The sequence below is a fragment of the Streptomyces sp. CNP082 genome (assembly GCF_059570535.1).
Window position 1 is genome coordinate 11,735 of record NZ_JCANSZ010000009.1, and the last position, 26,307, is coordinate 38,041.

The following is a 26,307-nucleotide window of genomic DNA, read 5'->3' on the forward strand; positions in this document are numbered from 1 at the left end:
CCGTGCCGCTCGTCACCTCCGCGCGGCGCACCCGACGGCGGGGTCCGCGGCGGTTCACCGCCCGCGACCTCGCCGTCATCGGCGTGCTGCTGGGTCTGGCCATCCTGCTGGACCTGTTCATCATCTGGGGGCCGACCGTGGCCTCCGTCACCCTGTCCTTCTCCTCCTGGGACGGCCTGTCCGACCTGAGCTGGGTCGGCACCGACAACTACGACACCCTCGCGAGCGGCGACTACCCGGCGTTCTGGCCCGCGGTGCGCAACAACCTGCTGTGGATCGCCTTCCTGGGCCTGGTGGCCACGCCCTTCGGGCTGCTGCTCGCGGTCGTCATCGACCGCGGGGTGCGCTTCTCGCGGTTCTACCAGTCCACGATCTACCTGCCGGTCGTCCTCTCCCTCGCCGTCGTCGGCTTCATCGCCCAACTGGTCTTCTCCCGCGACCAGGGCGCGCTGAACGCCATCCTGGGCAACCAGGACAACCCCACCGACTGGCTCGGCGACCGGGACCTGAACATCTGGATGGTGCTGCTGGCCGCGGCCTGGCGGCACACCGGCTACGTGATGATCCTCTATCTGGCCGGGCTGAAGGCCGTGTCGCCGGAGCTGAAGGAGGCCGCCGCCATCGACGGCGCGAACGAGCGGCAGACCTTCCTGCGCGTGATCTTCCCCACGATGCGGCCGGTCAACGTCGTCGTCCTCGTCATCACCGTCATCGAGGCGCTGCGCGCCTTCGACATCGTCTACGCCATCAACAAGGGCAGAAACGGACTGGAGCTGCTCTCCGTGCTCGTCACCGACAACATCATCGGCGAGGCCAGCCGCGTCGGCTTCGGCTCCGCCATCGCCGTGGTGCTGCTGACCGTGTCACTGGGGTTCATCGTCACGTACCTGGTGCAGGAGATGCGCGGGGAGGAGAGCCGATGAGCGCCCACGCGCCCACCGCGCCCGGGGGGCGTCCCGGCGCCGCGGCCACGTCCAAGGCGCCGGACCCCCAGGGCCCGCGCCGGCCCCGCCGCGGGCGGTTCGGCGTGCACATCTTCCTCGGCGGGGTCTCGCTCGCCTTCCTGGCCCCGCTGCTGCTCGCCGTGTACGCCTCGCTGCGCCCGTACGAGGAGACCGCCGAGCACGGCTACTTCTCCCTGCCGCGGAAGCTGTCGTTCGACTACTACCGGCAGGCGTTCTCCGACTCGCAGATGAGCAAGTACTTCATCAACTCGCTCATCATCGCGGTGCCGGGCGTACTGGTGGTGCTGTTCCTCGCCTCGTTCGCCGCCTTCGTGCTGACCAGGCTGAACATCCGCGGCGGGTTCTTTTTGATCATCCTGTTCACCGCGGGCAACCTGCTGCCGCAGCAGGTCATCGTCACGCCGCTGTACGTGATGTTCAACCGCATCGAGCTGCCCTACTGGATGTCCGAGTCGATGCTGCTCTACGACTCGTACTGGGCCGTCATCCTCGTCAACGTCGGCTTCCAGCTGGGCTTCTGCGTCTTCGTGCTGGCGAACTTCATGCGTGCGCTGCCCACGGAGATCCTGGAGGCCGCGGTCGTCGACGGCGCGGGGGTGTGGACCCGGTACTGGCGGATCATCCTGCCCCTGTGCCGGCCGGCGCTGGCGGCGCTGGGGACGCTGCAGTTCACCTGGATGTACAACGACTTCCTGTGGGCGCTGGTGTTCATCTCCGACGGCGACAAGCTCCCGATCACGTCGGCGCTCAACAACCTGCGCGGGCAGTTCTTCACGGACTACAACCTGCTCGCCGCGGGGTCCGTGCTGGTCGCGCTGCCGACGATCGTCGTCTTCCTGCTGCTGCAGCGCCACTTCATCGCCGGTCTGACCCTCGGTTCCACGAAGGGGTGAGGCGGGCGGGAGAGCGTCGGCGGCCCGTCGGGGGAGGTGCCGGCGGCCCGGGGGGAGTCGTCGGTCAGCCTTTGCCGACCTCCGGACCGGGCCGCCGGACCCGGCTCGCGTGAAGCGGGCTGGTGAGTGTCATCCTGCCTGGTCGGCGGCGTGCGGTGGAGGGCCGAACGGCCCTGTCCCGCACGCCGTACGGCCCGGTCCCGCAGGGCATGACGGCGTACGGGCCGGCCGCCCGGCTGCGACCGCGACCCGGCGAAATCCCGCCGGGTCGCGGTGGTGTGACGTAGCCCGATGGCCAAACTCTTCGCGCGGAGTTTCCCCGGGAGCAGGTAGCGGGCAACTCTCTGGGGTCGGCTGAGAGGGGGAACATGTGATCGTCTGGCTGAACGGCGCATGGGATAAGGGGCTGCGCCGCGTCGCGCACGAACTGGTGGAGCTGACGCCGGGGAGCATGCTCTACGACCCGGAGCTGACGGGCGGGCAACTGCGCGAACTGCTGCCGCAGAAGCGCCTGGACGAGGTCGGCGATGAGCAGGAGCTGCCGTCGTGGCGCCGGCTGGTGGTGGAGACGGCGGCGGCGCTGCTGGCGGAGGCGGACGGTCCGCTGGTGGTGCCGGCGGCGCTGTGGCGCCAGGAGCACCGCGACGAGATCTTCGGGCGGCTGGCTTCTCGCGGCTTCGAAGTGCGGCATCTGCTGGTCTCGTTTGACGAAACGATCCTGCACACCGGGTCCCTTCCGCACTGGCTCACCGGCGACGCCCACCTCGTCGACGCCGCAGGTCACACCCCCCGCGAGGCGGCCGAGCAGATCGCGTTGTGCCTGCGCGCCGGGGCCGGATACTGCGACATCGTGCAGAACTCCGAGCCCACCGGCGAGACGCTCGCCGCCGGCGTGCTGCTCTTCGACGAGGACGACCGGGTGCTCCTCGTCGATCCGACGTACAAGCCGGGCTGGGAGTTCCCGGGCGGCATCGTCGAGGCCGGCGAGGCGCCCGCGCGGGGCGGCGTCCGGGAGGTGGCGGAGGAACTGGGGCTGAGCCTGCGGCGGGCGCCCCGGCTGCTGGTGGTGGACTGGGAGCCGCCCCGGCCGCCCGAGTACGGCGGGCTGCGGCTGCTCTACGACGGCGGCCGGCTGCGCCCCGCGGAGGCGGCCGGTGTGCTGCTGCCGGGGCCCGAGCTGCGTGCCTGGCGGTTCGTCACGGAGGACGAGGCGGGCGGGCTGCTGCCGTCGGTGCGGTTCAGCCGGCTGCGCTGGGCACTGCGGGCCCGGCGGCGGGGTGCGGCGGTCTACCTGGAGGGCGGCGCACCGGTCGCGGACGGGGCGTAGCGCAGGGGACGCGAGTCAGGCGGCAAAGCGGGGCGGGAGGCGTACGGGCCCGACAGGCATGCCGGTCCCGGGCGTACGGGCACGGGACCGCGGGATGCCCGGACGGGTGTCCGTAGCAACTCCATTGGCCCCGCTATTGCCCCATTCAGCAGTTTTTGAGTGCGTGTCACTGCCTTTGGCTGCATAGCGTCTGTGCTAGCGGCGGCCCACGTCGTCGCGTCCCCCACTTCAGGAGCGAACGACCGATGCGGATCATCACCACGGCGCTGGCCGCCGCGGCCGTCGGCGCCCTCGCCGCCGGCCTCACGGCCGCGGCGGCGACGGCGCAGGGCAACGACGACGACATCACCTCCTTCGGCTTCACCGTCACCCCCAAGACCGTCAAACCGGGCGGCACGGTCGATCTGGACGTGACGGAGTGCGACAAGGAAGCCACGGCCTCCTCGGCGGTCTTCGGCAAGACCGCCCTCGGCATGGGCGGCGGCACCCAGAGCGCGCAGGTGAAGGTCGACTTGGACGCCAAGCCGGGCGCCACGTTCGACGTGACCTTCACCTGCGGCGCCGAGTCCGGCACCGCGCCGCTGACCATCGCCGCCGCCGGTGGCGGCGACGGGTCGGAGGTCGGCGCCACGGCCAGGCCGCGCCAGGAGCCGGGCAACGCTCCGGACAAGGCAGAGACCCGGCCGGCGCAGCCCGGCAAGGAGGCGGTGCGGCCCGCCGAACCGGGCAAGGAGGCCGCCGCGCCGGTCCGGCCCGCCGAGCCGGCGCAGCCGGTGAAGCCCGTCCAGCCCGCCCGCGGCGGACTGGGCGGCTCTCAGGAGGACCACACCGCGATGCTCGCCGGCGGCGCCGGGCTCACGGCCGCCGGCGCGTTCGGCGGAGTCCTGCTCCTGCGGCGCCGGGAGGCGCCCGGGCGCGACTGACCGCGCGGCGCAGGCAGCGGTCCGCATCCCGCGTGCGCCCCGCGGCCTACGGGCCGCGGGGCGCACGGCAGAGCCGAGAACCGGCCCCCCGCGCAGTTCCCCCCGCAGCCCGTTCCGCTCCGCGCAGCCCGCCCTGCCCCGCTCCCTATGCGCAGAAAACGGTCCGCATCATGCACGAGCAACGCACCATCGACCCCTACGCCACCATGCCCTTCGGCATGACCCCGTACGGCACTCCGCCCCACGACATGACCGGCTACGAGGCCGCCCCGAACGGCACCGCGCCCGGCGGCCCGCCCCCGGACCGCGGTGGCGACGGCGAGGGCGGCGCGGGCGTCGCCGGTGCGCTGCGCAGCAGATTCGCCGCGGGCCTCGTCAGCTGCGTGATGCTCCTGGGCATCGGGATGATCCACACCGCCCTCACCGGCGGCATCGGCCCGCCGCAGCCCTCCGCGCAGCACGCGCTCGCCAACGGCGGCCCGCCCGCGCACCCGCCGCTGCCCACCTCGCCGCCGGCCGCGATCCGCATCCCCGCCATCGGCGTGGACGCGCCGCTGACCGACGTCGGGCTGGACGCCGAAGGCTGGCTCGCGGCGCCGCCCCCGGGGGTACGCGACCTCGCCGGCTGGTACCGGGACGCCGCCACTCCCGGCGCGGCCGGCACCGCCGTCGTCACCGGGCACGTCGACGACGCCGCCGGGCCCGCCGTCTTCTACCGCCTCGGCGGCCTGGAGCGGGGCGAGGTCGTCAGGGTCGACCGGGCGGACGGCCGTACGGCGGAGTTCACCGTCTACGCCGTCGAGGTCTTCGACGCCGACGCCTTCCCCGGCAAGCGGGTCTACGGCGACACCGACCGCGCCGAGCTGCGCGTGCTCACCTGCGGCGGCGACTACCGCGACGAGGGGGACAACCCCGGCTACCAGGGCAACGTCGTCGTCTTCGCCCGGCTCACGGACGTCGTCTGACGGCGGCCTTCCGGCCGGCTTCCCCCGGCCGGCGGCCGGCCGGACCGCCGGCGCGGGCCCGCGGCCTCAGTCCGTGCGCCCGGCCGCGTACGTCTGCAGGAACAGCGCCTCCGCGAGCGACAGCCGCTCCAACTCCTCCGGCGACACGCTCTCGTTCACCGCGTGGATCTGCGCCTGCGGCTCGGAGAGCCCGATCAGCAGGATCTCCGCTTCCGGATACAGGCCGGCGAGGGTGTTGCACAGCGGGATCGTGCCGCCCTGCCCGGCCACCTGCATCTCCTCGCCCGGGTACGCCGCCCGCAGCGCCTCGGCCATCGCGCGGTACGCGGGGCTGGTGACGTCGGCGCGGAACGGCTCGCCCGAGCCGTACGACTCGGTGGTCACCCGCACGCCCCACGGCGCGTTCGCCTCGACGTGTGCGGCCAGCCGCGCCGTCGCCTCGGCCGCGTCGTGGCCCGGCGGCAGCCGCAGGTTCACCAGCGCCGCCGCGGTGGCCTGCACCGAGGGCGTGGCCTCGGCCACCGAGGGGACGTCCATGCCGAGCACCGTCACCGCCGGGCCCGCCCAGACGCGGTCCGCGATGCTGCCGGAGCCGATCAGCTCCACGCCGTCCAGCACCTTGGCGTCCCGGCGGAAGTCCTCCTCCGCATACGCCAGGCCGTCCCACGTGGAGCCGGGCGCCAGACCGTCGACCGTGGTCGAGCCGTCGGGGGCGCGCAGCGAGTCGAGTATCCGGATGAGCGCGGCGAGGGCGTCGGGGGCGGCGCCGCCGAACTGGCCCGAGTGCAGGTTCCCCGCCAGCGCGTCCACCTGCACGCGCAGCATCGTCATGCCGCGCAGCGTGGCCGTGACCGTGGGCAGCCCGACGCGGAAGTTGCCGGCGTCGCCGATGACGATCGTGTCGGCGGCCAGCAACTCCGGGTGCGCTTCGGCGTACTGCTGCAGGCCGCCGGTGCCCTGCTCCTCCGAGCCCTCCACGATGACCTTGACCGAGACCGGCACGCCGCCGTTCTCGCGCAGCGCACGCAGCGCGGTCAGGTGCATGAGCACGCCGCCCTTGCAGTCCGCGGCGCCGCGCCCGTACCACCGGCCGTCGCGCTCGGTCAGCTCGAACGGCGGGCTGAGCCACGCCGATTCGTCGAGCGGCGGCTGTACGTCGTAGTGGGCGTAGAGCAGCACCGTGGGGGCGCCCGCCGGGCCCGGCAGGTACCCGTACACCGAGCGGGTGCCGTCGGGGGTGTCGAGCAGCCGTACGTCCGTGAAGCCTTCGGCGGTCAGGGCGTCCGCGACCCAGCCGGCGGCGGCGTCGGACTCGCTCGCCGGGAAGCGCTCCGGATCGATGAGCGCGACCGAGCGGAAGGAGACGAGCTCGGCCAGCTCGGTACGGGCGCGCGGCAGCAGGCCGGCGACGGTGCCGGCGAGCCGATCGGTGTCCATGGGAACGCTCCTCGGGAGAACTGCGTTGTGTCCTGCGGTGTCGGGTCCCGGAATCGGGGCTAGCGGTGACGATCATCGCACAGCGGTGCGTCGTTCTAGGATGCGGCAGGTGGGCGCCCCGGTGGGGGTTGCCGGGAACAGGAGCAGAGAGCCAACGTGACCATCGAGAACGAGGCGGGCAACGAAGCGGGCGAAGCGGCGGACGACCGGTCGCCGGGCGGTGCGCGGGACGCGGCGCGGGCCGGGACGCCGGACGAACCGGCCGCGCAGACGCCGGCACCGGCGGAGCCCCAGGCGGCGCCCGCGGGCGCGGAAGCCGGCGGGACCGGCGGGGATCCGAAGGTCTGGGACGTCGTCGTGATCGGCGCGGGCCCGGCCGGGGCCTCGGCGGCGTACGCAGCCGCCGGCCAGGGCCGGAGCGTCCTGCTGCTGGAGCGCTCCGACCTGCCGCGCTACAAGACCTGCGGCGGCGGCATCATCGGGCTGTCCCGCGAGGCGCTGCCCGACGGCGTCGAACTGCCGCTGCGCGACCGCGTCAACGCCGTGACGTTCACCATGCGCGGCCGGCTCGCCCGTACGCGCCGCTCCCGCCGCACGCTGTTCGGGCTCGTCAACCGCGCCGAGCTCGACGCCCGGCTGGCCGAGGCGGCGCAGACGGCGGGCGCGCGGCTGCGCACCGGCGTCACCGTCGCCCGCGTCGAGCAGCACGGGCCCGACGTGCCGGACCGGCGCACGGTGGCCGTGCACCTGGCGGGCGGCGAGAAGGTGCTGGCCCGCGCGGTGGTCGGCGCGGACGGCAGCGCGGGGCGGACCAGCAGCCACGTCGGGGTGGAGCTGGAGCAAGTGGACCTGGGCCTGGAGGCGGAGATCCCGGTGCCGCCGGAGGTCGCCGACGACTGGCGCGGCCGGGTCCTCATCGACTGGGGCCCGCTGCCCGGGAGTTACGGGTGGGTCTTCCCCAAGGGCGACACCCTGACGGTCGGCGTGATCTCCGCCCGCGGCGACGGTGCCGCGACGAAGCGCTATCTGGAGGAGTTCACCGCCCGGCTGGGCCTGGCGGGCTTCGAGCCGAGCCTGTCGTCGGGGCATCTCACCCGCTGCCGCGCGCACAACTCCCCGCTGTCCCGCGGCCGGGTCGTGGTCTGCGGTGACGCCGCCGGGCTGCTGGAGCCGTGGACCCGGGAGGGCATTTCGTACGCGCTGCGCTCCGGCCGGCTCGCGGGGGAGTGGGCGGTGCGGATCGCGGAGGCGCAGGACGCGGTGGACGCGCGGCGCCAGGCGCTCAACTACGCCTTCGCCGTCAAGGCCGGCCTCGGCGTGGAGATGGCGGTCGGGCGGCGGATGCTGGCGGCCTTCGAGCGGCACCCCGCGGTCTTCCACGCGGCGCTGACCGGGTTCCGGCCGGCGTGGCACATGTTCGCGAAGGTCACACAGGGGTCGACGACGCTCGGCGAGATCGTCCGCACCCACCCGGTGGCGCACCGGGCGCTGTCGCTGCTGAACCGGAAAGGCGCGGTCAGCGGGTCTCGGTGAGGCGGAAGACCGGGTGGTCGGGGGCGGCGGCGAGCAACTCCTCGTCGGAGGAGTCGGCCGTCACGCCCTGGAAGTACTGCTTGACCTCCCAGCCCCAGCGCTTGAGGTAGCTGCGCAGCACGGGCGCGGCGGTGGCGGGCGGCAGCTCCTCGACGGTGAAGGCGCGCACCTTGCGCCCGACGCGCAGCTCGCCGCCGCCGGCCGCGCGCATGTTCCGTACCCACTGGGAGTGGCCGCGGGCGGAGACGAGGTACTGCGCGCCGTCGTGGCGGTGGGGGTTGACGGGCAGGCGCAGCATCTTGCCGGACGTGCGTCCGCGGACGGACAGCTCGGCGGTGCCCATGATGCTCACGCCGCGGCGGGCGAGCCAGCCCACCGCTCTGTTGAGCCGCGAGGCGACGGGACCGGCCTTGAGGTAGTAGGGCTGCTGTGTGGTCATCGTGACCTCCTGGCGTGAGCGGTGATCTGATTCGAGAGCACTGCTCTCGTTCGAGAACAGTGTGCACCGGAGCACTGCTCTCATGCAAGAGCAGTGCTCTTGTTTGTGTGCACTGCTCTCGGAATGGCAGACTGGCCCCCATGACGAGGGTCACAGGAGCCAGGGAGCGCGCCCGCACCGAGATCGCCGAGAACATCAAGGCCGAGGCCAGACGCCAGCTCGCCGAGGCAGGCGCCGCCCGCCTGTCGCTGCGCGCCGTCGCCCGCGAGCTGGGCATGGTCTCCTCCGCGCTCTACCGCTACTACCCCAGCCGCGACGACCTCCTCACGGCCCTCATCATCGACGCCTACGACGCCGTCGGCGCCGCCGCGGAGCGCGCCGTCGCCGCCGCGCCCGCCGCCGACCCCGTGCTCCGCTGGACCGCCGCCTGCCACGCCGTACGCCGCTGGGGGCTGGCCCACCCGCATGAGTACGCCCTCCTCTACGGCTCCCCGGTGCCCGGCTACGCCGCCCCGGAGGACACCACCGCCCACGCCTCCCGCGTCCCCCTCGCGCTCATCGGCATCGCCGAGGACGCCGCCGACGCCGGGCTGCTCGCCCCCGCGCCCGTCGAGTCCGCCGCCGTGCTCTACGACGCGGAGCAGTTGATCCGGCGGCTGGACGTGCGGCTGAACCCGGCCGCGATGGCGCGGGTGACCGCCGCCTGGTCGCAGCTCTTCGGCCTCGTCGGCTTCGAGGTGTTCGGCCAGTTCCGCAACGTCGTCCACGCCCGCGAGGAGTTCTTCGACCGGGCCGTGGCGGACCTCGGCCGCGGCGTCGGGCTGCGCACCCCCGCCGCGTAGCCGCCCCGCCGCGCACCCGCCCCGGGCCCCCCGCGGTCCCTCCCGCAGCACCGGCCCCCCGCTGAGCAGGTACTCCACCGGGAGTACGCCGGGTGCCCGCGTACGGCTGACGCCGGAAACCGCCGCCGCCGGTTAGCGTTTCAGCCATGCGACGCGGAGGACCCCCGTGCCGGGGGCGGGATCACGAGGCCGGCGGCCGGCGCCGGCCGTGGCCCCCGTTCGGCGGCCCCCACGGCCCCGGACCCGGCGGTGGCCCCGGCGACCCCGACAGGCCGCTGCCCGGCCTGCTGCGCTGGCTGCCCAGCCGCGACCGGCTGCCCTGGCGCTCCACCCTCGTCCTGACCCTCTTCATGGTCGCCGGCACCCGCGGCGCCTCCCACGCCAGCGACCGCGCCGACGCCTTCCCCGGCGCCCTCGGCTTCCTCTTCGCCGCCGCCGTCCTCCTCCTGCTGCGGCACCGCTACCCGCGCACCGCCGCCTTCGGCACCGTCGCCGTCTGCCTCGGCTATCTGGCCGCGGGCTTCCCGTACGGGCCGATCTTCCTCAGCGCCGCCGTGGCCTGCTTCGCGGCGATCTCGGTGGGGGAGCGCCACACCGCCTGGGCGGCGCTCGCACTGCTCTTCGCCGGCCATGTCGCGTACACCGGCGTCCTCTACCGCTGGCTGCCGCCCGGCGACGACGGCGGCGGGAACTGGGGCCAGGTGCTGTTCGTCGTCGCCTGGGTGCTGGCGGTGGCCGCGGGCGGCGAACTCGCGCGCACGCGCCGCGAGCAGTGGGCCGCCCTGCGCGCCGAGCGCGAGCAGGCCAGGCGCCGCCGCGCCGACGAGGAGCGGCTGCGCATCGCCCGCGAGCTGCACGACGTGCTGGCGCACAGCATCTCCGTGATCAACATCCAGGCCGGCGTCGGCCTCGCGCTCCTCGACCAGCAGCCCGAGAAGGCCCGCGAGGCGCTCACCACCATCAAGTCCGCCAGCAAGGAAGCCCTCGGCGAGGTCCGCCAGGTGCTCGACGCGCTGCGCACCCCCGGCGGCGCCCCGCGCTCGCCCGCCCCCGGCCTCGACCGGCTCAGCGAGCTGAAGGAGCAGGCGGCGGCGGCCGGCCTCACGGTGGACGTCACCGTCGAGGGCGAGCGCTCCCCGCTGCCGCCGGGCACGGAACTGGCTGCGTTCCGCATCGTCCAGGAGGCGCTGACCAACGTCGTCCGCCACTCCGGCTCACGCACCGCCCGCGTCCTCGTCCGCTACGCCCCCGGCGAGCTGGAGCTGCGCATCGACGACGACGGCCCCGCCACCGCGAGCGGCCTCACCGGCGGCGGCAACGGCCTGGTCGGCATGCGCGAGCGCGCCGCCGCGCTCGGCGGCACCGTCGAAGCGGGCACCCGGCCCGACGGCGGCTTCCGGGTGCGGGCCCGCATCCCGCTCCCGGCGGATACCGTGAACGCCGGCCGCCAGCCCCGCACCCGCGACACCCCCGGCCGCGATACCCCAAGCCGCGGCACTCCCAACCGCGACACCCCAGAGGAGCGCCAGTGATCCGCGTGATGCTCGCCGACGACCAGGTGCTCGTACGGGCCGGCTTCAGCGCCCTCCTCGACGCCCAGCAGGACGTCCAGGTGTGCGGCGAGGCCGCCGACGGCGAGCAGGCCGTGGCCCTCGTCCGCGAACTGCGGCCCGACGTCGTCCTCATGGACATCCGCATGCCGGTCCTCGACGGCCTTGAGGCCACCCGCCGGATCACCGGCGACGCGGACCTGGCGGACGTGAAGGTCGTCATGCTCACCACCTTCGAACTGGACGAGTACGTCTTCGAGGCGATCCGCTCCGGCGCCTCCGGCTTCCTGGTCAAGGACACCGAGCCGGAGGAACTGGTGCGCGCGGTACGGGCCGTGGTCGAAGGCGACGCGCTGCTCTCCCCGGGCGTCACCCGCCGGCTGATCTCCGAGTTCGCCGCCCGCTCCAAGGAACCCGCGGCGGCAGCGGCGCTGGACGAGCTGACCGAGCGGGAGCGGGAGGTCATGGCGCTCGTGGGCATGGGCCTGTCCAACGAGGAGATCGCCCGCCGGCTGGTGGTCAGCCCGCTGACGGCCAAGACCCACGTCAGCAGGGCCATGGTCAAGCTCGGGGTGCGCGACCGGGCGCAACTGGTGGTGCAGGCGTACGAGTCGGGGCTGGTGCGCCCCGGCTGGCTCGGCTGACCTGCCCCCGGCCGCCCCTGCCCGCTCACCCCTCACCCCTCGCCCGTCCCCCCTCACCCCCGGCCCACGGCCCCCGCCCACGCCTCCGGCCGCGCCGCCGCCGTGCCGAGCCCCGTCGGCGCCCCGCCCGGCAGCCCCGGCCCGCCGGCGTCCTCCGCCAGCTCCGCGGCCCCGTACCGCCGTACGCTGCGGTGCCAGTTGAGGATCCCGGCCATCCAGTTCTGCAGGTCGCGTACGTAACCGTCCACCGCCGCGCGTGTCTCCTCCGCCGCGTCCAGATCCTGGTACAGCACCGGCAGCCCGGCGTCGAGGACGTGCTCGAACTGCCGCATCCGCCCCACCGCGAGGTCGTGCACGATCCGTACCGCGTCCGGGTAGCCGACGGAGAAGAAGCTCTGCACCACCAGTACGCCGTTGTGGATATCGCCCTCGTACTCGATCTCCTTCTGGTAGGAGAACAGGTCGTTGAGCAGGCAGGCGTAGTCGACGGCGGAGTTCTCCAGCGCCCGCACCGGCCCGCTCTCGTAGACCTCGGCCGGCACCGCGCTCCCGCGCCGCAGCCGGCACAGGTACATCGTCATGCCGGCGCCGAACGTCTGCCGGCGCATCTCGATGTAGTCGACCGGGTCGGGGATGCGGCGCTGCACCCCGTTGGACAGCTCCCACAGCCAGGCGTCGAGCATCACCTCCACCGCCGCCCGGAAGTGCGCCCGCTGCTCCGGCGACATCGGCCCGGCCGTCCGCCGCCACAGGTCGGCCAGCCCGCGCTCCAGCGCGTTCGCCGGGGGCTCACCGGCCTGCGGCGCCGTCCCGTCGTCCGGTGGCATGCACCGCTTCAGCCGGTCGTTCGAGGCCCGCGCCCCGGCCAGGTCGCCGGTGCGGCCGAAGACCGCCGGGTAGTAGTCGTCCCCGTACGTGCCCCAGGTCAGCCACCGCGCGCCCAGGTCCAGCTCGTCCTCGTCGGCGTCCGGGTGCAGACCGGCGGCGCAGAGCGGGAAGTCGAAACCGCGCAGCCGCCGGGCGTCCCAGATGTACGACCCCGGCACCCCGGGCTGGGGTTCGAGGAAGCCCGTCCGGCGCGCCCAGGCCAGGAGCCGCGGCCGGGCCGCGCCGAGGTGCGGGGAGAGCCGCAGCACGTACGGCATGGGCAGCTCCGGCACCTGCGACGGGCCGACGCGCCGGTGCGGCACGTGCGCGTAACTGCGCAGCCGCGTCGCCCCGGTGGCGGTCAGCAGCCCGCGCAGGCCCGCCCCGGCGGTGCCGGGTGCGGCCGGCGCGCAGGGCGGCGCGGTCCCGGCACCCTCGTTCATGTAGCGGCTTGAGCGCATGTGCCACTCGTGCCCGCCGGACTGCCAGTCCTGCAGCCCCTTCGCGTACGCGACCACCCGCGCGCACTCCGCCGGCGTCAGCTCCTCCTCGGCGAAGAGCACCGGCAGCTCGGTGAGCGCGGTGTGCTCGAACTGCTGCATCCGGGAGGTCAGCAGGTCGTTGACGCGCTCGGCGGCCTCCTGCGTGCCGCAGCCGAGGAAGGTCTCCAGCACCAGGACGCCGTTGCTCAGCTCGCCCTCGTCCTGGACCTCTCGCTGGTACGAGAAGAGGTCGTTGCGCAGGTGCACGGCGTCGGCGAAGGTGTCGCGCAGCACCCGCAGCGGCCGGGACGCGGCTACCCGGTCCGGCACCTGGGCCGCCGCGGCGTACTCCACCAGACCCGCGGACCACGGCGCCCCGCCGACCTTGCGGCGCATCTCGATGTACTCGACGGGGTTGGCCACCCGCCCCTCGTCGATGTTGGCCAGCTCCCACAGCGACTCCTGGAGCAGGTTGACCGTGGACTGCGCGAACCGCCGCCGCCACCCCGCCGACATCGCCGGCACGGTCCGCGCCCACAGGTCGGCGAGCCCCGCCTCGACCGGGTTGCGCGGCTCCGGCACGTCCGCGCCGGCGGGCTCCAGCGGCATGAACGCCGGCAGCCGGTCGAGGTATGCCTTGGCGCCGGCCCGGTCGCGGCTGCGCTTGAACGTCTCCACGAAGTGGTCGTCGAAGAAGAAGACCCACACGTACCAGTCGGTGACCAGCGCCAGCACGTCCGCGGAGCACTCGGGATGGGTGTACGCGCACAGCAGCGCGTAGTCGTGTGCGTCGAGGTCGGCGGTGTCCCAGACGCCCGAGCCCTCCAGCATCCCCCTCTCACGCGCCCACGCCCGCGAGTGCACCCGCGCCTGCTCGACGTGCGGGTTGAGCCGCGCGGGCCAGGGCAAGTAGAAGGCCGGCAGTTCGAACGGCTGCTTCTGCGGCATCCGCCCCTCCCCGTTCGCTCGCGTCCACGTACCCGGGGCAGCACTACCCCCGGCGTTGCCCCGGCACCCCGGGAAACACTCGAAGGAGTGATGTACGGGCCGCGCGTACGGACCGCGCGTGCCCCGCGCCGGCGCCCGCCGCCCCGTGCCGCACTCCGGCGACCTGCTCCGGGCAACCGGAGCGCGCCGCGGCGGGTTTCGGCGTCCCTGGACGCGGTGACCATGAGTACGTCGGTGTCCGCGTGCCCCCCCGCGTGCCCCCGCGTGCCGCCGCGGACGGCTCCGCGGAGCCGGCTTCTCGACGAAGAAGGCGGTGACCCGGACGTGCGTCTGCCGACAGCTCTGCGTATCCCGTTCGCGCTCGCGGCGGCGGCGCTGCTGGTGCTCCTCGGCCCGCCGCTCCTGACGGAGGGGGACGGTGCGGCGGGCGGCAGCCGGATCCCCGGCCTGGAGCTGATGGTGCCCAACACCCCCGGCGGCGGCTACGACATCACCGCCCGCACCCTCGCCCGGAACCTCGAGGAGGCCGGCCTGGGCAGCAACGTCGAGGTCTTCAACCTCCCCGGCGCCGGCGGCACCGTGGGCCTGTCCCGGCTGGTCGACGAGCGCGGCAACGGCAAGCTCGCGATGTCCATGGGGCTCGGGGTCAGCGGCGCGGTCCGTACCAACACCGCCGACCGCACGCTCGCCGACACCACCCCCGTCGCCCGGGTCACCGAGGAGCCCGGCATCGTCGTGGTCCCCGCCGACTCCCCGTACCGGACGTTCGCGGAGCTGCTGGCCGACTGGAAAGCCGCCCCGGGCACGACGCCGGTCGGCGGCGGCTCGTCTCCCGGCGGACCCGACCACCTGGCGCCGATGCTGATCGCCAGGGCCGCCGGGATCGTGCCGGAAGAGGTCAACTACGTGCCGTACGACGGCGGCGGCGAACTGCTCGCGGCCGTCCTCGGCGGCAAGGTCGCCTTCGGCGTCTCCGGCGTCGGCGACCGGCATCTACTACGGCGGCATGTTCGGCGGCTCCACCACCTCCATCCTGCTCAACACCCCGGGGGAGAGCGCCGCGGTGGTCGCCGCCATCGAGGGCCATCCGATGGCCAGGGCGGGCCGCGGCCCGCAGGCCCTGGCCGCCGCGGCGGTCGGACACTTCGCCGGCGGCGTGATCGGCACCGTCCTGCTGGTCGCGCTGGCCCCGGTGATCGCGGACCTGGCCGTCGGCATCGGCGCGCCCGACTACTTCGCCCTCATGGTCCTCGCGTTCATCGCGGTGACCTCCGTGCTGGGCCGCTCCCGCATCCGCGGCTTCGCCTCGCTGCTCGTCGGGCTGACGATCGGCCTGGTCGGTCTCGACCAGATGACCGGTCAGGAGCGGCTGACGTTCGGCTCGCTGCAACTCGCGGACGGCATCGACGTCATCATCGTCGCGGTCGGCCTCTTCGCCGTCGGCGAGGCGCTGTGGGTGGCCGCCCGGCTGCGCTCGGACGACCAGGGCCCCGTCCCCGTGGGCCGGCCGTGGCTGGCGCGTGCCGACCTGCGGCGCACCTGGAAGCCGTGGCTGCGGGGGCCGGCGATCGGCTTCCCGTTCGGGGCGATCCCGGCGGGCGGCGCGGAGATCCCCACGTTCTTGTCGTACGTGACGGAGAAGCGGCTGTCGAAGCACCGGGGCGAGTTCGGCAAGGGGGCCATCGAGGGCGTCGCAGGGCCGGAGTCGGCCGCGTCCGCCTCAGCGGCCGGAACGCTGGTGTCGATGCTCACGCTCGGTCTGCCGACGACCGCGACGGCCGCCGTGCTGCTCGCCGCGTTCCAGCAGTACGGCATCCAGCCGGGGCCGCTGCTCTTCGACCGGGAACCGGAGCTGGTGTGGGGCCTGATCGCGTCGCTGTTCGTCGGGATGTTCCTGCTGCTGCTGATCAACCTGCCGCTGGCGCCGGTGTGGGCGAAGCTGCTGCGGATCCCGCGGCCGTACCTGTACGCGGGCATCCTGTTCTTCGCAGCGGTCGGCGCGTACGCCGTCAGCGGCGAGGCGGTCGATCTTGTCATCCTGCTGGTGATCGGACTGATCGGGCTCGGCATGCGGCGCTACGGGCTGCCGGTGCTGCCGGCGGTCATCGGCGTCGTCCTCGGCCCGGCGGCCGAGCAGCAGATGCGCCGGGCACTGCAGCTCAGCGACGGCAGCCTGCGCGGCCTGGTCAACACCCCGTTCGCGGTCACGGTCTACGCCGTCATCGCGCTCATCCTGCTGTGGCCCGTGGTCAGATGGCTGGTCGGGCGCCTGGTCAGGCGCCTGTTCACCAGCGGCGCAGCACGAGCCCGACGCGGCAGACGAACGCCGCGGCCCCGGCCGCCTTCGCGGCCGTGAGCAGCCCCGCCCGCGCGTCGCCGTGCACCGCGTCGAAGAACAGCCCGGGGGCGGCGACGGCGAGGAACACCGCGCCCCCCAGCAGCGCCGCCGTGAGTGCCGCGTACACGATCTCGACGGTGGCGGCGTCCCGTTGGCTCTGCGTCCTCGGTCCCCGCATCTCCAGCCCCCTCATGCTCCGAAGGGTATCCGCACGGCCCCGTGTTCAATCCGTTGCACACCGGCCGTCACATACCGCTCACGGGCTGGTACGGTGCCATGCCATGGCAACGGGGAGCGCCGAGGGCGCGGTCGTTTCTCAATGGCGGGAGATCCGCGCGGTGCACGCGCGGGCTGTGGGCGAGTTGGACCGTGAGCTGCATCGATACGGCATCGGGGCCAGCGACTTCGAGGTGCTGGACGTGCTGCTCGGCATGGCGGACTCCGGCGACAAGGCAAGTCTGAGAGTCCAGGAGCTGGCGGACCGGGTGCACCTGAGCCAGAGTGCGCTGTCCCGCCTCGTCGGCAGGCTGGAGAAGCACGGCTTGGTGCGCCGCGGCATGTGCCCCGAGGACCGCAGAGGCGTGCAGGTGTGCGTCACCGACGCGGGCCGTATGCTGCACGCCCAGGCGCTGCCGGTGCAGCGGGCGGTGCTCGCCCGCACGGTCGGTGTCAGGTGACCGGCTGACCTGGCTGGCCCTTCAACTCCCGTTCAGCTCCGGCGCGGGCGCCCGGCGTGCTGCGCGGCCTGCATCGCGTACGCGATGACCGACGCGGCCCCGGCGAGCAGCGCCACCGTGCTCAGCGCGGCGCGCAGCGAGAACCAGTCGGCGAGGAAGCCGATCGCCGGCGGGCCCAGGAGCATGCCGCCGTAGCCGAGGGTGGACGCGGCGGCGACGCCGTGGGGTCCGGCCAGCTCGCCGGCGCGGCCGATGGCGATGGGGAATATGTTGGCCAGGCCGAGCCCGGTGAGGGCGAAGCCGGCCAGCACGCCCCAGACGAACGGGGAGAAGGAGCCGAGCAGCATGCCGGCGCAGGCGGTCGCGCCGCCGGCGACGAGGGCGCGGTGCTGGCCCAGGCGCAGCAGCAGCGCGGTGCCGGAGAGCCGGCCGGCGGTCATGGCGAGAGCGAAGACGGAGTAGCCGGCGGCGGCCACGCCGGGACCGGCGTCCAGGGTCTCCTTCAGGTGCAGTGCACTCCAGTCGGCCATGGCGCCCTCGCCGTAGGCGGTGCACAGGGCGACGAGCCCGAGCACCCCCACCAGCAGCCGGACGCGCCCGGCGGGCGGCTCCGTACGCGGCCCCTCCGCGGCCGGCCCGGCGCCGGGGGCGGCCGGGGCGGGCGGCTCCGGGGCCGGGATGGCGAGCAGCGCCCGGCCGGCGACGGCGGTGACGGCCAGCCCGAGCAGCGCGAGCAGCAGCAGGTGCCGGGTGGGGGAGAGCTGGCCGGCGACGAGCGCGCCGAGCCCGGCGCCGAGCATCCCGCCGAGGCTGAACGCCGCGTGGAAGCTGGGCAGCACCGGCCGCCGCATCGCGGCCACCAGGTCGACGGCCGCGCTGTTCATGGCGACGTTGATGGAGCCGAACGCGGCGCCGAAGACCAGCAGGACCAGGCCGAGTGCGAGCGCGGAGCGGGTCAGCGGCGGCAGCGCCACGCTGGCCGACAGCAGGGCGGCCGTACCCACGGTGACCGCGTGGGCGCCGTAGCGGCGGACGAGCCCGCCGGTGAGCACCATGGTCGCCACCCCGCCCGCGGACACGCCGAGCAGCGCCAGGCCCAGGGCGCTGGGCGAGGCGCCGGTCTGGTCCTTGATGTCCGGGATACGGACCACCCAGCCGGCGAAGACGAAGCCGTCGAGGGCGAAGAAGACGGTCAGGACGATGCGGAGCCGGGCGAGCAGGCCCCCCGTCGCGTCGCCGGGCGGGGTGGTGCCGCGGAGTCGCCGGGGGAGTGCCGCCCGTATTTTGTTTATCGTCGGCACAAAGACAGAATAGGAGGGTGACGCCGACACGTTCAAGGCCCGGGCGACCCGAAAGAGGCCGGAGCGCGCTGGGGCCCGCGCTGGAACTCGTCCACACCGGCCGGGCGCCCACCCGCGCCGTGCTCACCGCCGAGCTGGGGGTGACCCGCGCCACCGCGGGCGCCGTCGCGGCGGAGCTGGCAGCGCTCGGCCTGATCACCGTCGACTCCCGGCCGGCCGCCGCCGGGCACCAGGGCCGCCCCTCCCACGGTCTGTCCGTGAACCCCGAGGGCCCCGTCGTGCTCGCCGCGCAGGTGCACACGGACGGCTTCCGCGCCGCGCTCGTCGGGCTCGGCGGGCGCATCGTGGCCACGGCCCCCGGCTGCGGGACCGTACCTGCCGACCCCGCGCACGTACTCGCCGCCGTCGTCGAGGAGGGCGCGAAGCTGCTGCGCGCCACCGGGCGGAGCTGCGTGGGCGCGGGCCTGGCCGTGCCGTCCGCGGTCGCCGAGCCGGACGGCGAAGCGCTCAACCCGCTGCACCTCGCCTGGCCCGTGGGCGCGCCCGTACGCCGGATCTTCCACGACTGCCTGACCGCCTCCGGCATCGAGTTCGCCGTCCCCCCGCGGGCGTTCACCGGCAATGACGTCAACCTCGCCGCCCTGGCCGAGCACCGCCACGGCGCCGGCCGCGGCTCCGCGCACCTGCTCTGCGTCGCCACCGGCCACCGCGGCGTCGGCGGGGCGCTCGTCCTGGACGGGCGGCTGCACACCGGCAGCGCGGGGCTCGCGCTGGAGGTCGGCCACCTGACCGTCAACCCCGACGAGGGCCTGCCCTGCCACTGCGGCAGCCGCGGCTGCCTGGACGTCGAGACTGACCCGCTGGCCCTGCTGACGGCCGCGGGCCGCGCCCCGGGCCCGGAGGTCTCGCTGTTGCAGCAGGCCCGCGAGCTGGTACGCGACGAGTACGCGGACCCGGCGGTCGCCGCCGCCGTCGGGCTGGTCGTGGACCGCCTCGGCCTCGGCCTCGCGGGCCTGGTCAACATCCTCAACCCCGACCGCATCATCCTCGGCGGCCTGCACCAGGTGCTGCTGGCCGCCGCCCCCGAGCGGCTGCGCGCGGTGGTGGCGGACCGCAGCCTGTGGGGGCGCAGCGGAGCCGTCCCGATGCGGGAGTGCGTGCTCGAGCACAACAGCCTGGTCGGCGCGGCAGAACTGGCCTGGCAGCCCGTGCTCGACGACCCCCTCGGCGCCCTCGCGGGGTGACGGCGCGGCCGGCACCCGGGTGCCGGCCGAAGCAGGTTCAGGCCGCAGCCGTGCCGTATCGGCACCGTACGGGCATCCGGCTGGGCGCGCCGCCGGAGGGGCGGCCCCGCGGCCCCCTCGCCCCGGTCGCGGACGTCCGCGGGCCGGACCGCCGTCCGGTCCGCGGCGTCCGCGCCGGTGGGGGTGTGCCGCTCCGCCGGCCGGCCAGGTGCCGGGTCCGGCACGACCGGGCGGAGCGGCTACGGAACCGCCGCCAGGCTGCGGGGAAGCGAGCGGACCCGATGCCGCACAGTCAACTCGCCACCCGTGCCCACCGGGAGGGCGCACACGCCACCGCTGCGGGCGCGCACTTCACACCCCGTGTGAAAAGCCCTCGGTTACGCTGGCGAACACCCTGCTCGCGGGAGGGCACATGGAGCCCAACACCCTGCTGGACGCGGCGCTCGACGAAGCCGGGATCTCCCACGCCGGGCTCGCCGCGCACGTCAACCGGGCCGGCGCCGCGCGCGGTCTGCGGCTGCGCTACGAGCACACCGCCGTCGCCCGCTGGCTCAAGGGCCAGCGACCACGCGGCCAGGTGCCCGACCTCATCTGCGAGGTGCTGGCCGACCGGCTCGACCGCCCGGTCACCCTGGACGACATCGGCTTCGGCTCGGCCGGCGGCCCCTCGGCCGCCGCGCCGCTCGCCCGCTTTGTCGAGCGCGCCACCGCCCTGTGGCGCTCCGACGAGCAGCAGCACCCCAACGTCGTCGGCGCCCGCGCGCTCACCGGCACCCCCGCCGTCATCCCGGTGTGGGAGTGGGAGAACCCGCCGGAGGACGGGGACGTCTCCCGTACCGGCCCGGTGCACGTCAGCGAGGCCGACGTCACCACCCTCAGGGCCGCCCGCGCCCACTACGAGCAGATGTACCGCAAGGCGGGCGGCATGGCGACCCGCGCCCGCGTCGTGCGTTTCCTCAACTCCGAGGCGGCGCCGCTGCTGCGCGGGTCGTACGACGACGAGCTGGGCCGCCGGCTGCACCGGGCCACCGGCGGTCTCGTCGCCGTCGCGGGCATCTGCGCGTACGACTCGGACGCCCTCGGCCTGTCGCAGCGCTACTTCCACCAGGCGCTGCGGCTGGCCAAGGCCAGCGGGGACCGCGGCTTCGGCGCGTACGTGATCGCCATGCTCGTCAACCAGTCGCTGTTCCTGGGGGAGTACCGCCAGGCGGTGGCGTTCGCGGAGGCGGCGCTGCGGGCCGCGAACAAGGACGTCAGCCCCGCGCTGGCGGCCGATCTGTACGCGATGCAGGCCAAGGCGTACGCCTTCCTCGGCGACCGCTCGGGCACCCTGGACTGCATCCGCCGCGCCGAGTCCGCCGCCGGGCGGATCAGCGCACGCCAGGAGCCGGCCGAGACGGACTACGTCCAGCCGGGGCTGGTCAACGTGCAGGTCGCCGAGGCGTTGTTACGCATCGGGGACCTGCGCGCCGCCCGCGAGCAGGCGGCGACCGCCGTGCACACGCCCGCACACGACCGGGGGCGGGTGCACCGGCTGGCGATTCTGAGCCACGTCGAGCTGCGCCAAGGGGACGCCGAGGAGGCGGCGCAGGCGGCGCTGGAAATGGCAAGGGCGGCCAGAGGGATGGAGTCGCAGCGGCTGCGGGACAGGTTGCGCGCGGTCCGTCGCCATCTGACCGAGACCGGCGGAGGGGGGACCGCCGAGGCGGCAGAGCTGATCGACGCAGCGTTGCGCGTTCCGCTCTGAGGCGGGGGCCGTCACCGCCACTGGACGGCGACAAGGGGGATGGTACGTGCGATGGAGGAATCTCAGGGAGCACACCGTGTACGAAAACCGCTGGTTCCGCGTCAACCTGGCCGACGTGGAACTCCCGGACGGGCGCCACCTTGACCACTACCTGATCCGCCTGCGCCCGGTCGCCGTGGCGACCGCGGTCAACGAGGCGAACGAGGTGCTGCTGCTGTGGCGGCACCGTTTCATCACCGACGTCTACGGATGGGAGCTGGCCGCCGGGGTGGTGGAGGACGGGGAGGACCCCGAGGCCGCCGCCGCCCGCGAGATGGAGGAGGAGACCGGCTGGCGGCCCGGCCCGCTCACGCACCTGATGACCGTCGAGCCGTCCAACGGCCTGACGGACGCCCGGCACCTCATGTACTACGCGACGGAGGCGGAGCAGATCGGCGACCCCGAGGACGACTTCGAGTCCGACAGGCGCGAGTGGGTGCCCCTGAAGGGGGTGCCCGACATGGTCGGCCGCGGCGAGGTGCCCGCCGCGAACATGGCGGCGGCGCTGCTGATGCTCCATCACCTCCGCCTCGGCGCCTGACCCGCGCCGGGCCGCTGGCCCGCACGCCCCGGCCGCACCGGACCGCCGGTCCCGCCCACGGCGGGACCGGCGGCCGGTGCTCGATGGCCGGGCGCGCCACTCAGCGGCCCAGGGCCTGCCATAACGCCAGCACCATCGCCCCCGCGCCGGTCAGCGCGGCGATCGACGGCAGTGGCCAGCGCGAGTGCTCCAGCTTGCTGACGCGTGCCGTGAGGTCGTCGATCTCGCGCTCCATCTGCTGACTGCGCTGCGACAGCAGGGCGAGCCGCCCGTCGACGCGGGCCTGGCCCACATCGTGCGAGCGCCGGATCTCGGCGAGCTCGGACACGACCGCACTCGTGTCGGGTTCCGTGGCCACGGTCTCTCCTTTGTCCTGTTCGTGCCCCGTGTCCGCTGTCCATGGAAGTCCACCGCGGGGGGCGCGCGGGAGCGTGTGGAAGGCGCATATGCACGTGCACGGGACGCGCCCCGTGTGAATGCGTCACGCACGGTGACGGCAGTGGGCGTACGGGCCGCAGCAACCCGCCGCGTACGGCCGCGGGAAGCAGCCGCAGACCGCGTGCGTACTCCGCCGGGAGCAGGTCAGGTGCCGCTGGCCGTACGACGACCAGGCCCCCCTGTGAGCGGGAGCCTCGATGGTGTCAGCACCGCAGACACACCGAGGAGTTGAGAACGGTGAACACCCTGGCGCACTGGAACGACGGGGGACCCGGCCCCTGGATCCTGCTCTTCCCGCTCATGTGGGCGCTCGTCATCGGCGGCCTGTTCTTCTTCGTCCGCCGCGTCGTCTGGCGCGGACGCGGCGCCCCCTGGCAGCGGTTCCCCGGCGGCCGGGGCGGCCCCGGCGGCCTCGGCGCGGGATACGGCGAGCAGTCGCCGATCGCCGTGCTCGGCCGGCGCTTCGCGGCGGGTGAGATCGACGAGGACGAGTACTGGCGCCGGCTGTCCGTGCTGAACGAGGAGTTCGGCCGCGGCGTGGGCAAGGGCGGTGCGGCATGAGGTACGCGACCGGCACCGCCCCCGTGCTCACCGCCGCGGCGGCCCGCGTCGTCGACGCGGTCAAGGTCTACGGCAGCGGCGACACCGAGGTCCGGGCGCTCGACGGCGTCGGCGTCGCCTTCCCGGCCGGGAAGTTCACGGCCATCATGGGCCCCTCGGGGTCCGGGAAGTCCACGCTGATGCACTGCGCCGCCGGACTCGACACGCTCACCGCCGGTGCCGCCTTCATCGGCGACACCGAGCTGGGCACGCTCGACGACAAGCGGCTGACGATGCTGCGCCGCGACCGGATCGGCTTCGTCTTCCAGGCGTTCAACCTGCTGCCGACGCTGACCGTCGCGGAGAACGTCACGCTGCCGATGGACCTCGCCGGCCGCCGCGGCGACCCCGCGTGGATCGACTCCCTGATCGACGTGGTCGGCCTGCGCGACCGGCTGCACCACCGGCCGGCGGAGCTGTCCGGCGGCCAGCAGCAGCGCGTCGCCGTGGCCCGCGCCTTCGCGGGCCGCCCCGACGTGGTCTTCGCCGACGAGCCGACCGGCAACCTCGACTCCCGCTCCGGCGCCGAGGTCCTCGGCCTGCTCGCCGACACCGTGCGCGAACTCGGCCGCACCGTGGTCATGGTCACCCACGACCCGGTCGCGGCGGCCTACGCCGACGAGGTGGTCTTCCTCGCCGACGGCCGGCTCGTCGACCGCATGGCCGCGCCCACCGCGGACCGCGTGCTGGACCGCATGCAGCGCTTCGTGGGCGAGGCCCCCAGCACCGCCCGTTCCCTGGACACCACCGAGGAGAGGAAGAGTTCGTCATGAGCGGCACCCGTGCGTCGCTGCGGCTGAGCATGGCCGGGCTGCGCACGCACAAACGACGGTTCGCCGGCACGTTCTTCGCCGTACTCCTCGGCGTCGCGTTCCTCGGTGGCACCCTGGTCATGGGGGACACCCTCAGGTCCAGCTTCGACGCCATGTTCGGCCGCGCCACCAGCGGTACGGACGCGGTGGTGCGCGGCGACGACATGATCACCACCCCCGGCGAGTCCTTCGGCACCCGCCAGACTGTCCCCGCACAACTGGCGGACGACATCGCGCGGATGCCGGGCGTCGCCGCGGCCGAGCCCCGCATCGAGGGCCCCGGGCAACTGCTCGACAAGGACGGCGAGCCGGTGGGCGGCGGGGGCCCTCCGACCCTGGCCGGCAACTGGATCACCGACGAGGACCTGAACTCGTACCAGATCGCCGAGGGCCGCGCGCCCGAGCGGTCCGGTGAGGCGGTCATCAACCGGGGCGCCGCGAAGGCCGGCGGTCTGGAGATCGGCGACACCACGACCGTACGCACCCCCGACCCGCTGCAGGTGACGATCACCGGCATCTCCACCTTCGGCGGCGAGGACGGCATGGGCCAGACCACGTTCACGGCGCTGACCCGGGCCGACGCCGAGAAGAACCTGACGGCCGAGCCCGGCCGGGCCACCAGCATCCAGGTGCGCGCGGCCTCGGGGGAGAGCCAGACCGAGCTGGTCGAGTCCCTGTCTCCGGCGCTGCCCGACGGCATCGAGGCCGTCACCGGCCAGGAGGTCACCGAGGAGAACCAGGACCAGATCGCCGGCCAGTTCCTCAGCGGCTTCACCGCCGGCCTGCTCGGCTTCGCGGGCGTGGCCATGCTGGTCGCGACGTTCAGCATCTACAACACCTTCGCGATCGTCGTCGCCCAGCGCACCCGCGACAACGCCCTGCTGCGCGCGCTCGGCGCCACCCGGCGCCAGGTCGTGGGCCAGACCATGGCCGAGGCCCTGGCCGTCGCCGTCCTGGCCTCGCTCGCCGGTCTGGCCGGCGGCGTGGGCATCGCGGCCGGACTGCAGGCGCTGTTCCCGGCGGTCGGGTTTCCCTTCCCCGACGGCGACCTGGTGATCAGCGGGCTGTCGCTCGCGCTGCCGTTCGCCACCGGAGTCGTGGTGTGCCTGGCCTCCGCGCTGGCGCCCGCCGTCCGCGCCGGCCGCACGTCGCCGCTGGCGGCGCTGCGCGAGACGGCCGTGGACGACTCGGGCTCCTCGCGGGTACGCGCCCTCGTCGGCGGCGGGCTCACCGCCGCCGGTGCCGCGCTGACGGTGTACGGTGCCGTACCCGGCGGGGCCTCGTCTGGCCCGTCCGTGCTGTTCACGGTCCTCGGCGCGGTGGTCACCCTCGCGGCGTTCGTGGTGCTGGGCCCGGTGGCGTCCTCGTACGCCGTACGGATCCTCGGTGCCCCGCTGCGCCGCATGAACGGCCGCCTGGCCCGCCGCAACGCGCTGCGCAGCCCCAAGCGCACCGCGGCCACCGCGACCGCGCTGATGATCGGCGTCGCCGTGGTGTCGCTGTTCACGGTCTTCGGCGCCTCGCTGAAGTCCACGATGGACCAGAGCGTCTCGCGCGCCTTCGCCGGCGACGTGGCGGTGCGGGTGCCGGCCTTCGGGCCGGAGAGCGGCGCGCTCAGCCCCAAGGTCGCCCCGGCGGTGGCGAAGCTGCCGGAGGTGGAGCACGCGCTCGGCCTCGGCACGGGTATCGCCCGGGTGGACGGCGACGGGCGTGCGCTGACCGTCACGGATCCCGGGCGGATGGGCGACGTGCTGGACCTCGGCGCGGTCGAGGGCAGCCTGACGGACCTGGGCGCGGACGGCGTCGCGGTGTCGAAGAGCGAGGCGGACGACCACGGCTGGCAGGTCGGCAGCACCGCGCGCTTCACCTTCACGGACGGCGGGAAGCAGCCCTTCACCGTACGGGCCGTCTACGACCAGGCGGACCTGGCCGGAGACTACGTCGTCACCCGTGAGGCGTGGGAGCCGCACCGGATGCAGGACTCCGACTCGCTGGTCGCGGTCGCGTTCAAGGACGGCGTGGCCGAGGACGACGGCAAGGCGGCGGTGGAGACCGTCGCCGAGCGGTACGGCAACCCGGAGGTGCAGACGCGGGACGAGTTCGCCGAGTCCTCGGCGGCGGGCGTCGACATGATGCTGACGCTGGTGTACGCGCTGCTGGCGCTCGCCGTGCTCATCGCCCTGCTGGGCATCGCCAACACCCTGACCCTCGCCGTGCACGAGCGGACCCGCGAACTGGGCCTGCTGCGCGCGGTCGGCCAGACCAGGGCGCAGCTTCGCGCCATGGTCCGCTGGGAGTCCGTGCTCGTCGCCGCCTTCGGCACGGCCGGCGGGCTGACGCTCGGCGCGTTCCTCGGCTGGGCCATGACGAAGGCCACGGACTCCTCCGGCGACGGCGTGTTCACCGTGCCGCCGGTGCAGTTGGCGATCGTGGCGCTGGTCGGCCTGACGGCGGGCGCGCTGGCAGCCTGGCGCCCGTCCCGCAGGGCGGCACGCCTCGACGTCCTGGGCGCGATCGCCACGGAATGACCTGCGGTCCGCACGTCCGGTCACGGTGGCCCGCCCGCTCCTCCGGGGAGCGGCCGGGCCACCGCGGCGTGGCGACCGTGCCACGGCGAGCCCGCCAGCCCGGCGCGTGCGCCTGATCCGCACGCGGCGCACGCCGCGGCGGACCCCGAGCCCGGGCACGTCGAACCGCGTCGTCTGTCCGCTGCGGTCCCGCGGCGTCGGCCGCGGTGGGTCCGTACGTCTGCTTC

Annotated in this window: 22 protein-coding genes and 2 pseudogenes; 18 read left to right on the plus strand and 6 right to left on the minus strand. The window is 74.4% G+C overall.

Features of this window, described 5'->3' with window-relative positions; translation table 11 throughout:
- Nucleotides 1–2 precede the first annotated feature (2 nt).
- The 5 genes from B124_RS10525 (at nucleotide 3) to B124_RS10545 (ending at nucleotide 5,073) form a co-directional block, all read left to right on the plus strand.
- A complete protein-coding gene (locus tag B124_RS10525) occupies nucleotides 3–923 on the plus strand; it encodes a carbohydrate ABC transporter permease (protein ID WP_496502470.1) in 921 nt (306 codons plus the stop codon).
- Nucleotides 920–1,858 (plus strand): carbohydrate ABC transporter permease, encoded by a 939-nt coding sequence (locus tag B124_RS10530; protein WP_496502471.1) that lies wholly within the window; start codon nucleotides 920–922, stop codon nucleotides 1,856–1,858. Before B124_RS10525 ends, B124_RS10530 begins: the two co-directional genes overlap by 4 nt.
- 370 nt (nucleotides 1,859–2,228) lie before the next feature.
- Nucleotides 2,229–3,185 carry an NUDIX domain-containing protein gene (locus B124_RS10535; protein ID WP_496502472.1) on the plus strand — a complete coding sequence of 319 codons (957 nt, stop codon included), beginning with the start codon at nucleotides 2,229–2,231 and terminating at the stop codon, nucleotides 3,183–3,185.
- Nucleotides 3,186–3,430: 245 nt separating this feature from the next.
- Nucleotides 3,431–4,108 (plus strand): hypothetical protein, encoded by a 678-nt coding sequence (locus B124_RS10540; RefSeq protein ID WP_496502473.1) that lies wholly within the window; start codon nucleotides 3,431–3,433, stop codon nucleotides 4,106–4,108.
- A 386-nt stretch (nucleotides 4,109–4,494) separates the two neighbouring features.
- On the plus strand, nucleotides 4,495–5,073 hold the full coding sequence (locus tag B124_RS10545; protein WP_496502607.1) for a class F sortase: 579 nt from the start codon (nucleotides 4,495–4,497) through the stop codon (nucleotides 5,071–5,073).
- A gap of 66 nt (nucleotides 5,074–5,139) precedes the next feature.
- Here B124_RS10545 and B124_RS10550 read toward each other — a convergent pair whose 3' ends face one another.
- Nucleotides 5,140–6,510, minus strand: coding sequence for a dipeptidase (locus tag B124_RS10550; RefSeq protein ID WP_496502474.1), 1,371 nt, complete (start codon nucleotides 6,508–6,510; stop codon nucleotides 5,140–5,142).
- 156 nt (nucleotides 6,511–6,666) lie between these two features.
- Between B124_RS10550 and B124_RS10555 the strand changes: the two genes are divergently transcribed.
- Nucleotides 6,667–8,043 (plus strand): geranylgeranyl reductase family protein, encoded by a 1,377-nt coding sequence (locus B124_RS10555; RefSeq protein ID WP_496502475.1) that lies wholly within the window; start codon nucleotides 6,667–6,669, stop codon nucleotides 8,041–8,043.
- Here the strand turns inward: B124_RS10555 and B124_RS10560 are convergent.
- Complete coding sequence (locus B124_RS10560; RefSeq protein WP_496502476.1) at nucleotides 8,027–8,482, minus strand: nitroreductase family deazaflavin-dependent oxidoreductase; 456 nt, start codon at nucleotides 8,480–8,482, stop codon at nucleotides 8,027–8,029. The genes B124_RS10555 and B124_RS10560 overlap by 17 nt on opposite strands.
- Nucleotides 8,483–8,622: 140 nt before the next feature.
- Between B124_RS10560 and B124_RS10565 the strand changes: the two genes are divergently transcribed.
- The 3 genes from B124_RS10565 (at nucleotide 8,623) to B124_RS10575 (ending at nucleotide 11,518) form a co-directional block, all read left to right on the plus strand.
- Nucleotides 8,623–9,324, plus strand: coding sequence for a TetR/AcrR family transcriptional regulator (locus B124_RS10565; RefSeq protein WP_496502477.1), 702 nt, complete (start codon nucleotides 8,623–8,625; stop codon nucleotides 9,322–9,324).
- 146 nt (nucleotides 9,325–9,470) lie between these two features.
- Nucleotides 9,471–10,856, plus strand: coding sequence for a sensor histidine kinase (locus B124_RS10570; RefSeq protein ID WP_496502478.1), 1,386 nt, complete (start codon nucleotides 9,471–9,473; stop codon nucleotides 10,854–10,856).
- On the plus strand, nucleotides 10,853–11,518 hold the full coding sequence (locus B124_RS10575) for a response regulator (RefSeq protein WP_496502479.1): 666 nt from the start codon (nucleotides 10,853–10,855) through the stop codon (nucleotides 11,516–11,518). The genes B124_RS10570 and B124_RS10575 overlap by 4 nt, the downstream gene beginning before the upstream one ends.
- 53 nt (nucleotides 11,519–11,571) lie before the next feature.
- On the opposite strand, the gene B124_RS10580 is transcribed toward B124_RS10575, so the two are convergent.
- Entirely contained in the window at nucleotides 11,572–13,815 is a 2,244-nt protein-coding gene (locus tag B124_RS10580) for a terpene synthase family protein (RefSeq protein WP_496502480.1), read from the minus strand.
- A gap of 324 nt (nucleotides 13,816–14,139) precedes the next feature.
- Between B124_RS10580 and B124_RS10585 the strand changes: the two are divergent.
- Nucleotides 14,140–14,802 (plus strand): annotated as a pseudogene (locus B124_RS10585) (Bug family tripartite tricarboxylate transporter substrate binding protein); the annotation flags it as partial.
- Nucleotides 14,801–16,171 (plus strand): annotated as a pseudogene (locus B124_RS10590) (tripartite tricarboxylate transporter permease); the annotation flags it as partial. The pseudogenes B124_RS10585 and B124_RS10590, both read left to right, overlap by 2 nt.
- Here the strand turns inward: B124_RS10590 and B124_RS10595 are convergent.
- Nucleotides 16,101–16,346, minus strand: coding sequence for a DUF6332 family protein (locus tag B124_RS10595; RefSeq protein ID WP_496502481.1), 246 nt, complete (start codon nucleotides 16,344–16,346; stop codon nucleotides 16,101–16,103). The pseudogene B124_RS10590 and the gene B124_RS10595 sit on opposite strands and share 71 nt — an antisense overlap.
- A gap of 88 nt (nucleotides 16,347–16,434) precedes the next feature.
- Here B124_RS10595 and B124_RS10600 point away from each other — a divergent pair, with 88 nt between their 5' ends.
- Nucleotides 16,435–16,830 (plus strand): MarR family winged helix-turn-helix transcriptional regulator, encoded by a 396-nt coding sequence (locus B124_RS10600; RefSeq protein WP_496502608.1) that lies wholly within the window; start codon nucleotides 16,435–16,437, stop codon nucleotides 16,828–16,830.
- A 32-nt stretch (nucleotides 16,831–16,862) separates the two neighbouring features.
- Here the strand turns inward: B124_RS10600 and B124_RS10605 are convergent, their stop codons facing one another.
- Nucleotides 16,863–18,131 carry an MFS transporter gene (locus B124_RS10605; RefSeq protein ID WP_496502482.1) on the minus strand — a complete coding sequence of 423 codons (1,269 nt, stop codon included), beginning with the start codon at nucleotides 18,129–18,131 and terminating at the stop codon, nucleotides 16,863–16,865.
- A 68-nt stretch (nucleotides 18,132–18,199) separates the two neighbouring features.
- On the opposite strand from B124_RS10605, the gene B124_RS10610 reads away from it, so the two are divergent.
- The 3 genes from B124_RS10610 to B124_RS10620 all read left to right on the plus strand — a co-directional run bounded on the left by B124_RS10610 (nucleotide 18,200) and on the right by B124_RS10620 (nucleotide 21,702).
- The gene (locus tag B124_RS10610) at nucleotides 18,200–19,375 is read left to right on the plus strand and encodes an ROK family protein (protein WP_496502609.1); all 1,176 of its coding nucleotides are present in this window, start codon (nucleotides 18,200–18,202) and stop codon (nucleotides 19,373–19,375) included.
- A gap of 412 nt (nucleotides 19,376–19,787) precedes the next feature.
- Nucleotides 19,788–21,122, plus strand: coding sequence for an NsdA family TPR-like regulatory protein (locus tag B124_RS10615; protein WP_496502483.1), 1,335 nt, complete (start codon nucleotides 19,788–19,790; stop codon nucleotides 21,120–21,122).
- Between the two features lie 46 nt (nucleotides 21,123–21,168).
- On the plus strand, nucleotides 21,169–21,702 hold the full coding sequence (locus tag B124_RS10620) for an NUDIX domain-containing protein (protein ID WP_496502484.1): 534 nt from the start codon (nucleotides 21,169–21,171) through the stop codon (nucleotides 21,700–21,702).
- A 100-nt stretch (nucleotides 21,703–21,802) separates the two neighbouring features.
- On the opposite strand, the gene B124_RS10625 is transcribed toward B124_RS10620, so the two are convergent.
- Nucleotides 21,803–22,060, minus strand: coding sequence for a hypothetical protein (locus B124_RS10625; protein WP_496502485.1), 258 nt, complete (start codon nucleotides 22,058–22,060; stop codon nucleotides 21,803–21,805).
- Nucleotides 22,061–22,377: 317 nt separating this feature from the next.
- Between B124_RS10625 and B124_RS10630 the strand changes: the two genes are divergently transcribed.
- The 3 genes from B124_RS10630 to B124_RS10640 are packed head-to-tail and all read left to right on the plus strand — an operon-like array spanning nucleotide 22,378 to nucleotide 26,080.
- Nucleotides 22,378–22,701, plus strand: coding sequence for an SHOCT domain-containing protein (locus tag B124_RS10630; protein ID WP_496502486.1), 324 nt, complete (start codon nucleotides 22,378–22,380; stop codon nucleotides 22,699–22,701).
- Nucleotides 22,698–23,513: an ABC transporter ATP-binding protein gene (locus tag B124_RS10635; protein WP_496502487.1), complete on the plus strand. Its 816-nt coding sequence runs from the start codon at nucleotides 22,698–22,700 to the stop codon at nucleotides 23,511–23,513. The genes B124_RS10630 and B124_RS10635 overlap by 4 nt, the downstream gene beginning before the upstream one ends.
- A complete protein-coding gene (locus B124_RS10640; RefSeq protein WP_496502488.1) occupies nucleotides 23,510–26,080 on the plus strand; it encodes an ABC transporter permease in 2,571 nt (856 codons plus the stop codon). The genes B124_RS10635 and B124_RS10640 overlap by 4 nt, the downstream gene beginning before the upstream one ends.
- Nucleotides 26,081–26,307 lie beyond the last annotated feature (227 nt).

Coding starts and splice junctions, on each gene's coding strand:
- B124_RS10635 (WP_496502487.1), top strand. CDS start 22,698: ATGAGGTACGCGACCGGCACCGCCCCCGTGCTCACCGCCGCGGCGGCC.
- B124_RS10560 (WP_496502476.1), bottom strand. CDS start 8,482: ATGACCACACAGCAGCCCTACTACCTCAAGGCCGGTCCCGTCGCCTCG.
- B124_RS10640 (WP_496502488.1), top strand. CDS start 23,510: ATGAGCGGCACCCGTGCGTCGCTGCGGCTGAGCATGGCCGGGCTGCGC.
- B124_RS10570 (WP_496502478.1), top strand. CDS start 9,471: ATGCGACGCGGAGGACCCCCGTGCCGGGGGCGGGATCACGAGGCCGGC.
- B124_RS10550 (WP_496502474.1), bottom strand. CDS start 6,510: ATGGACACCGATCGGCTCGCCGGCACCGTCGCCGGCCTGCTGCCGCGC.
- B124_RS10565 (WP_496502477.1), top strand. CDS start 8,623: ATGACGAGGGTCACAGGAGCCAGGGAGCGCGCCCGCACCGAGATCGCC.
- B124_RS10595 (WP_496502481.1), bottom strand. CDS start 16,346: ATGAGGGGGCTGGAGATGCGGGGACCGAGGACGCAGAGCCAACGGGAC.
- B124_RS10600 (WP_496502608.1), top strand. CDS start 16,435: ATGGCAACGGGGAGCGCCGAGGGCGCGGTCGTTTCTCAATGGCGGGAG.
- B124_RS10540 (WP_496502473.1), top strand. CDS start 3,431: ATGCGGATCATCACCACGGCGCTGGCCGCCGCGGCCGTCGGCGCCCTC.
- B124_RS10545 (WP_496502607.1), top strand. CDS start 4,495: ATGCTCCTGGGCATCGGGATGATCCACACCGCCCTCACCGGCGGCATC.
- B124_RS10580 (WP_496502480.1), bottom strand. CDS start 13,815: ATGCCGCAGAAGCAGCCGTTCGAACTGCCGGCCTTCTACTTGCCCTGG.
- B124_RS10530 (WP_496502471.1), top strand. CDS start 920: ATGAGCGCCCACGCGCCCACCGCGCCCGGGGGGCGTCCCGGCGCCGCG.
- B124_RS10615 (WP_496502483.1), top strand. CDS start 19,788: ATGGAGCCCAACACCCTGCTGGACGCGGCGCTCGACGAAGCCGGGATC.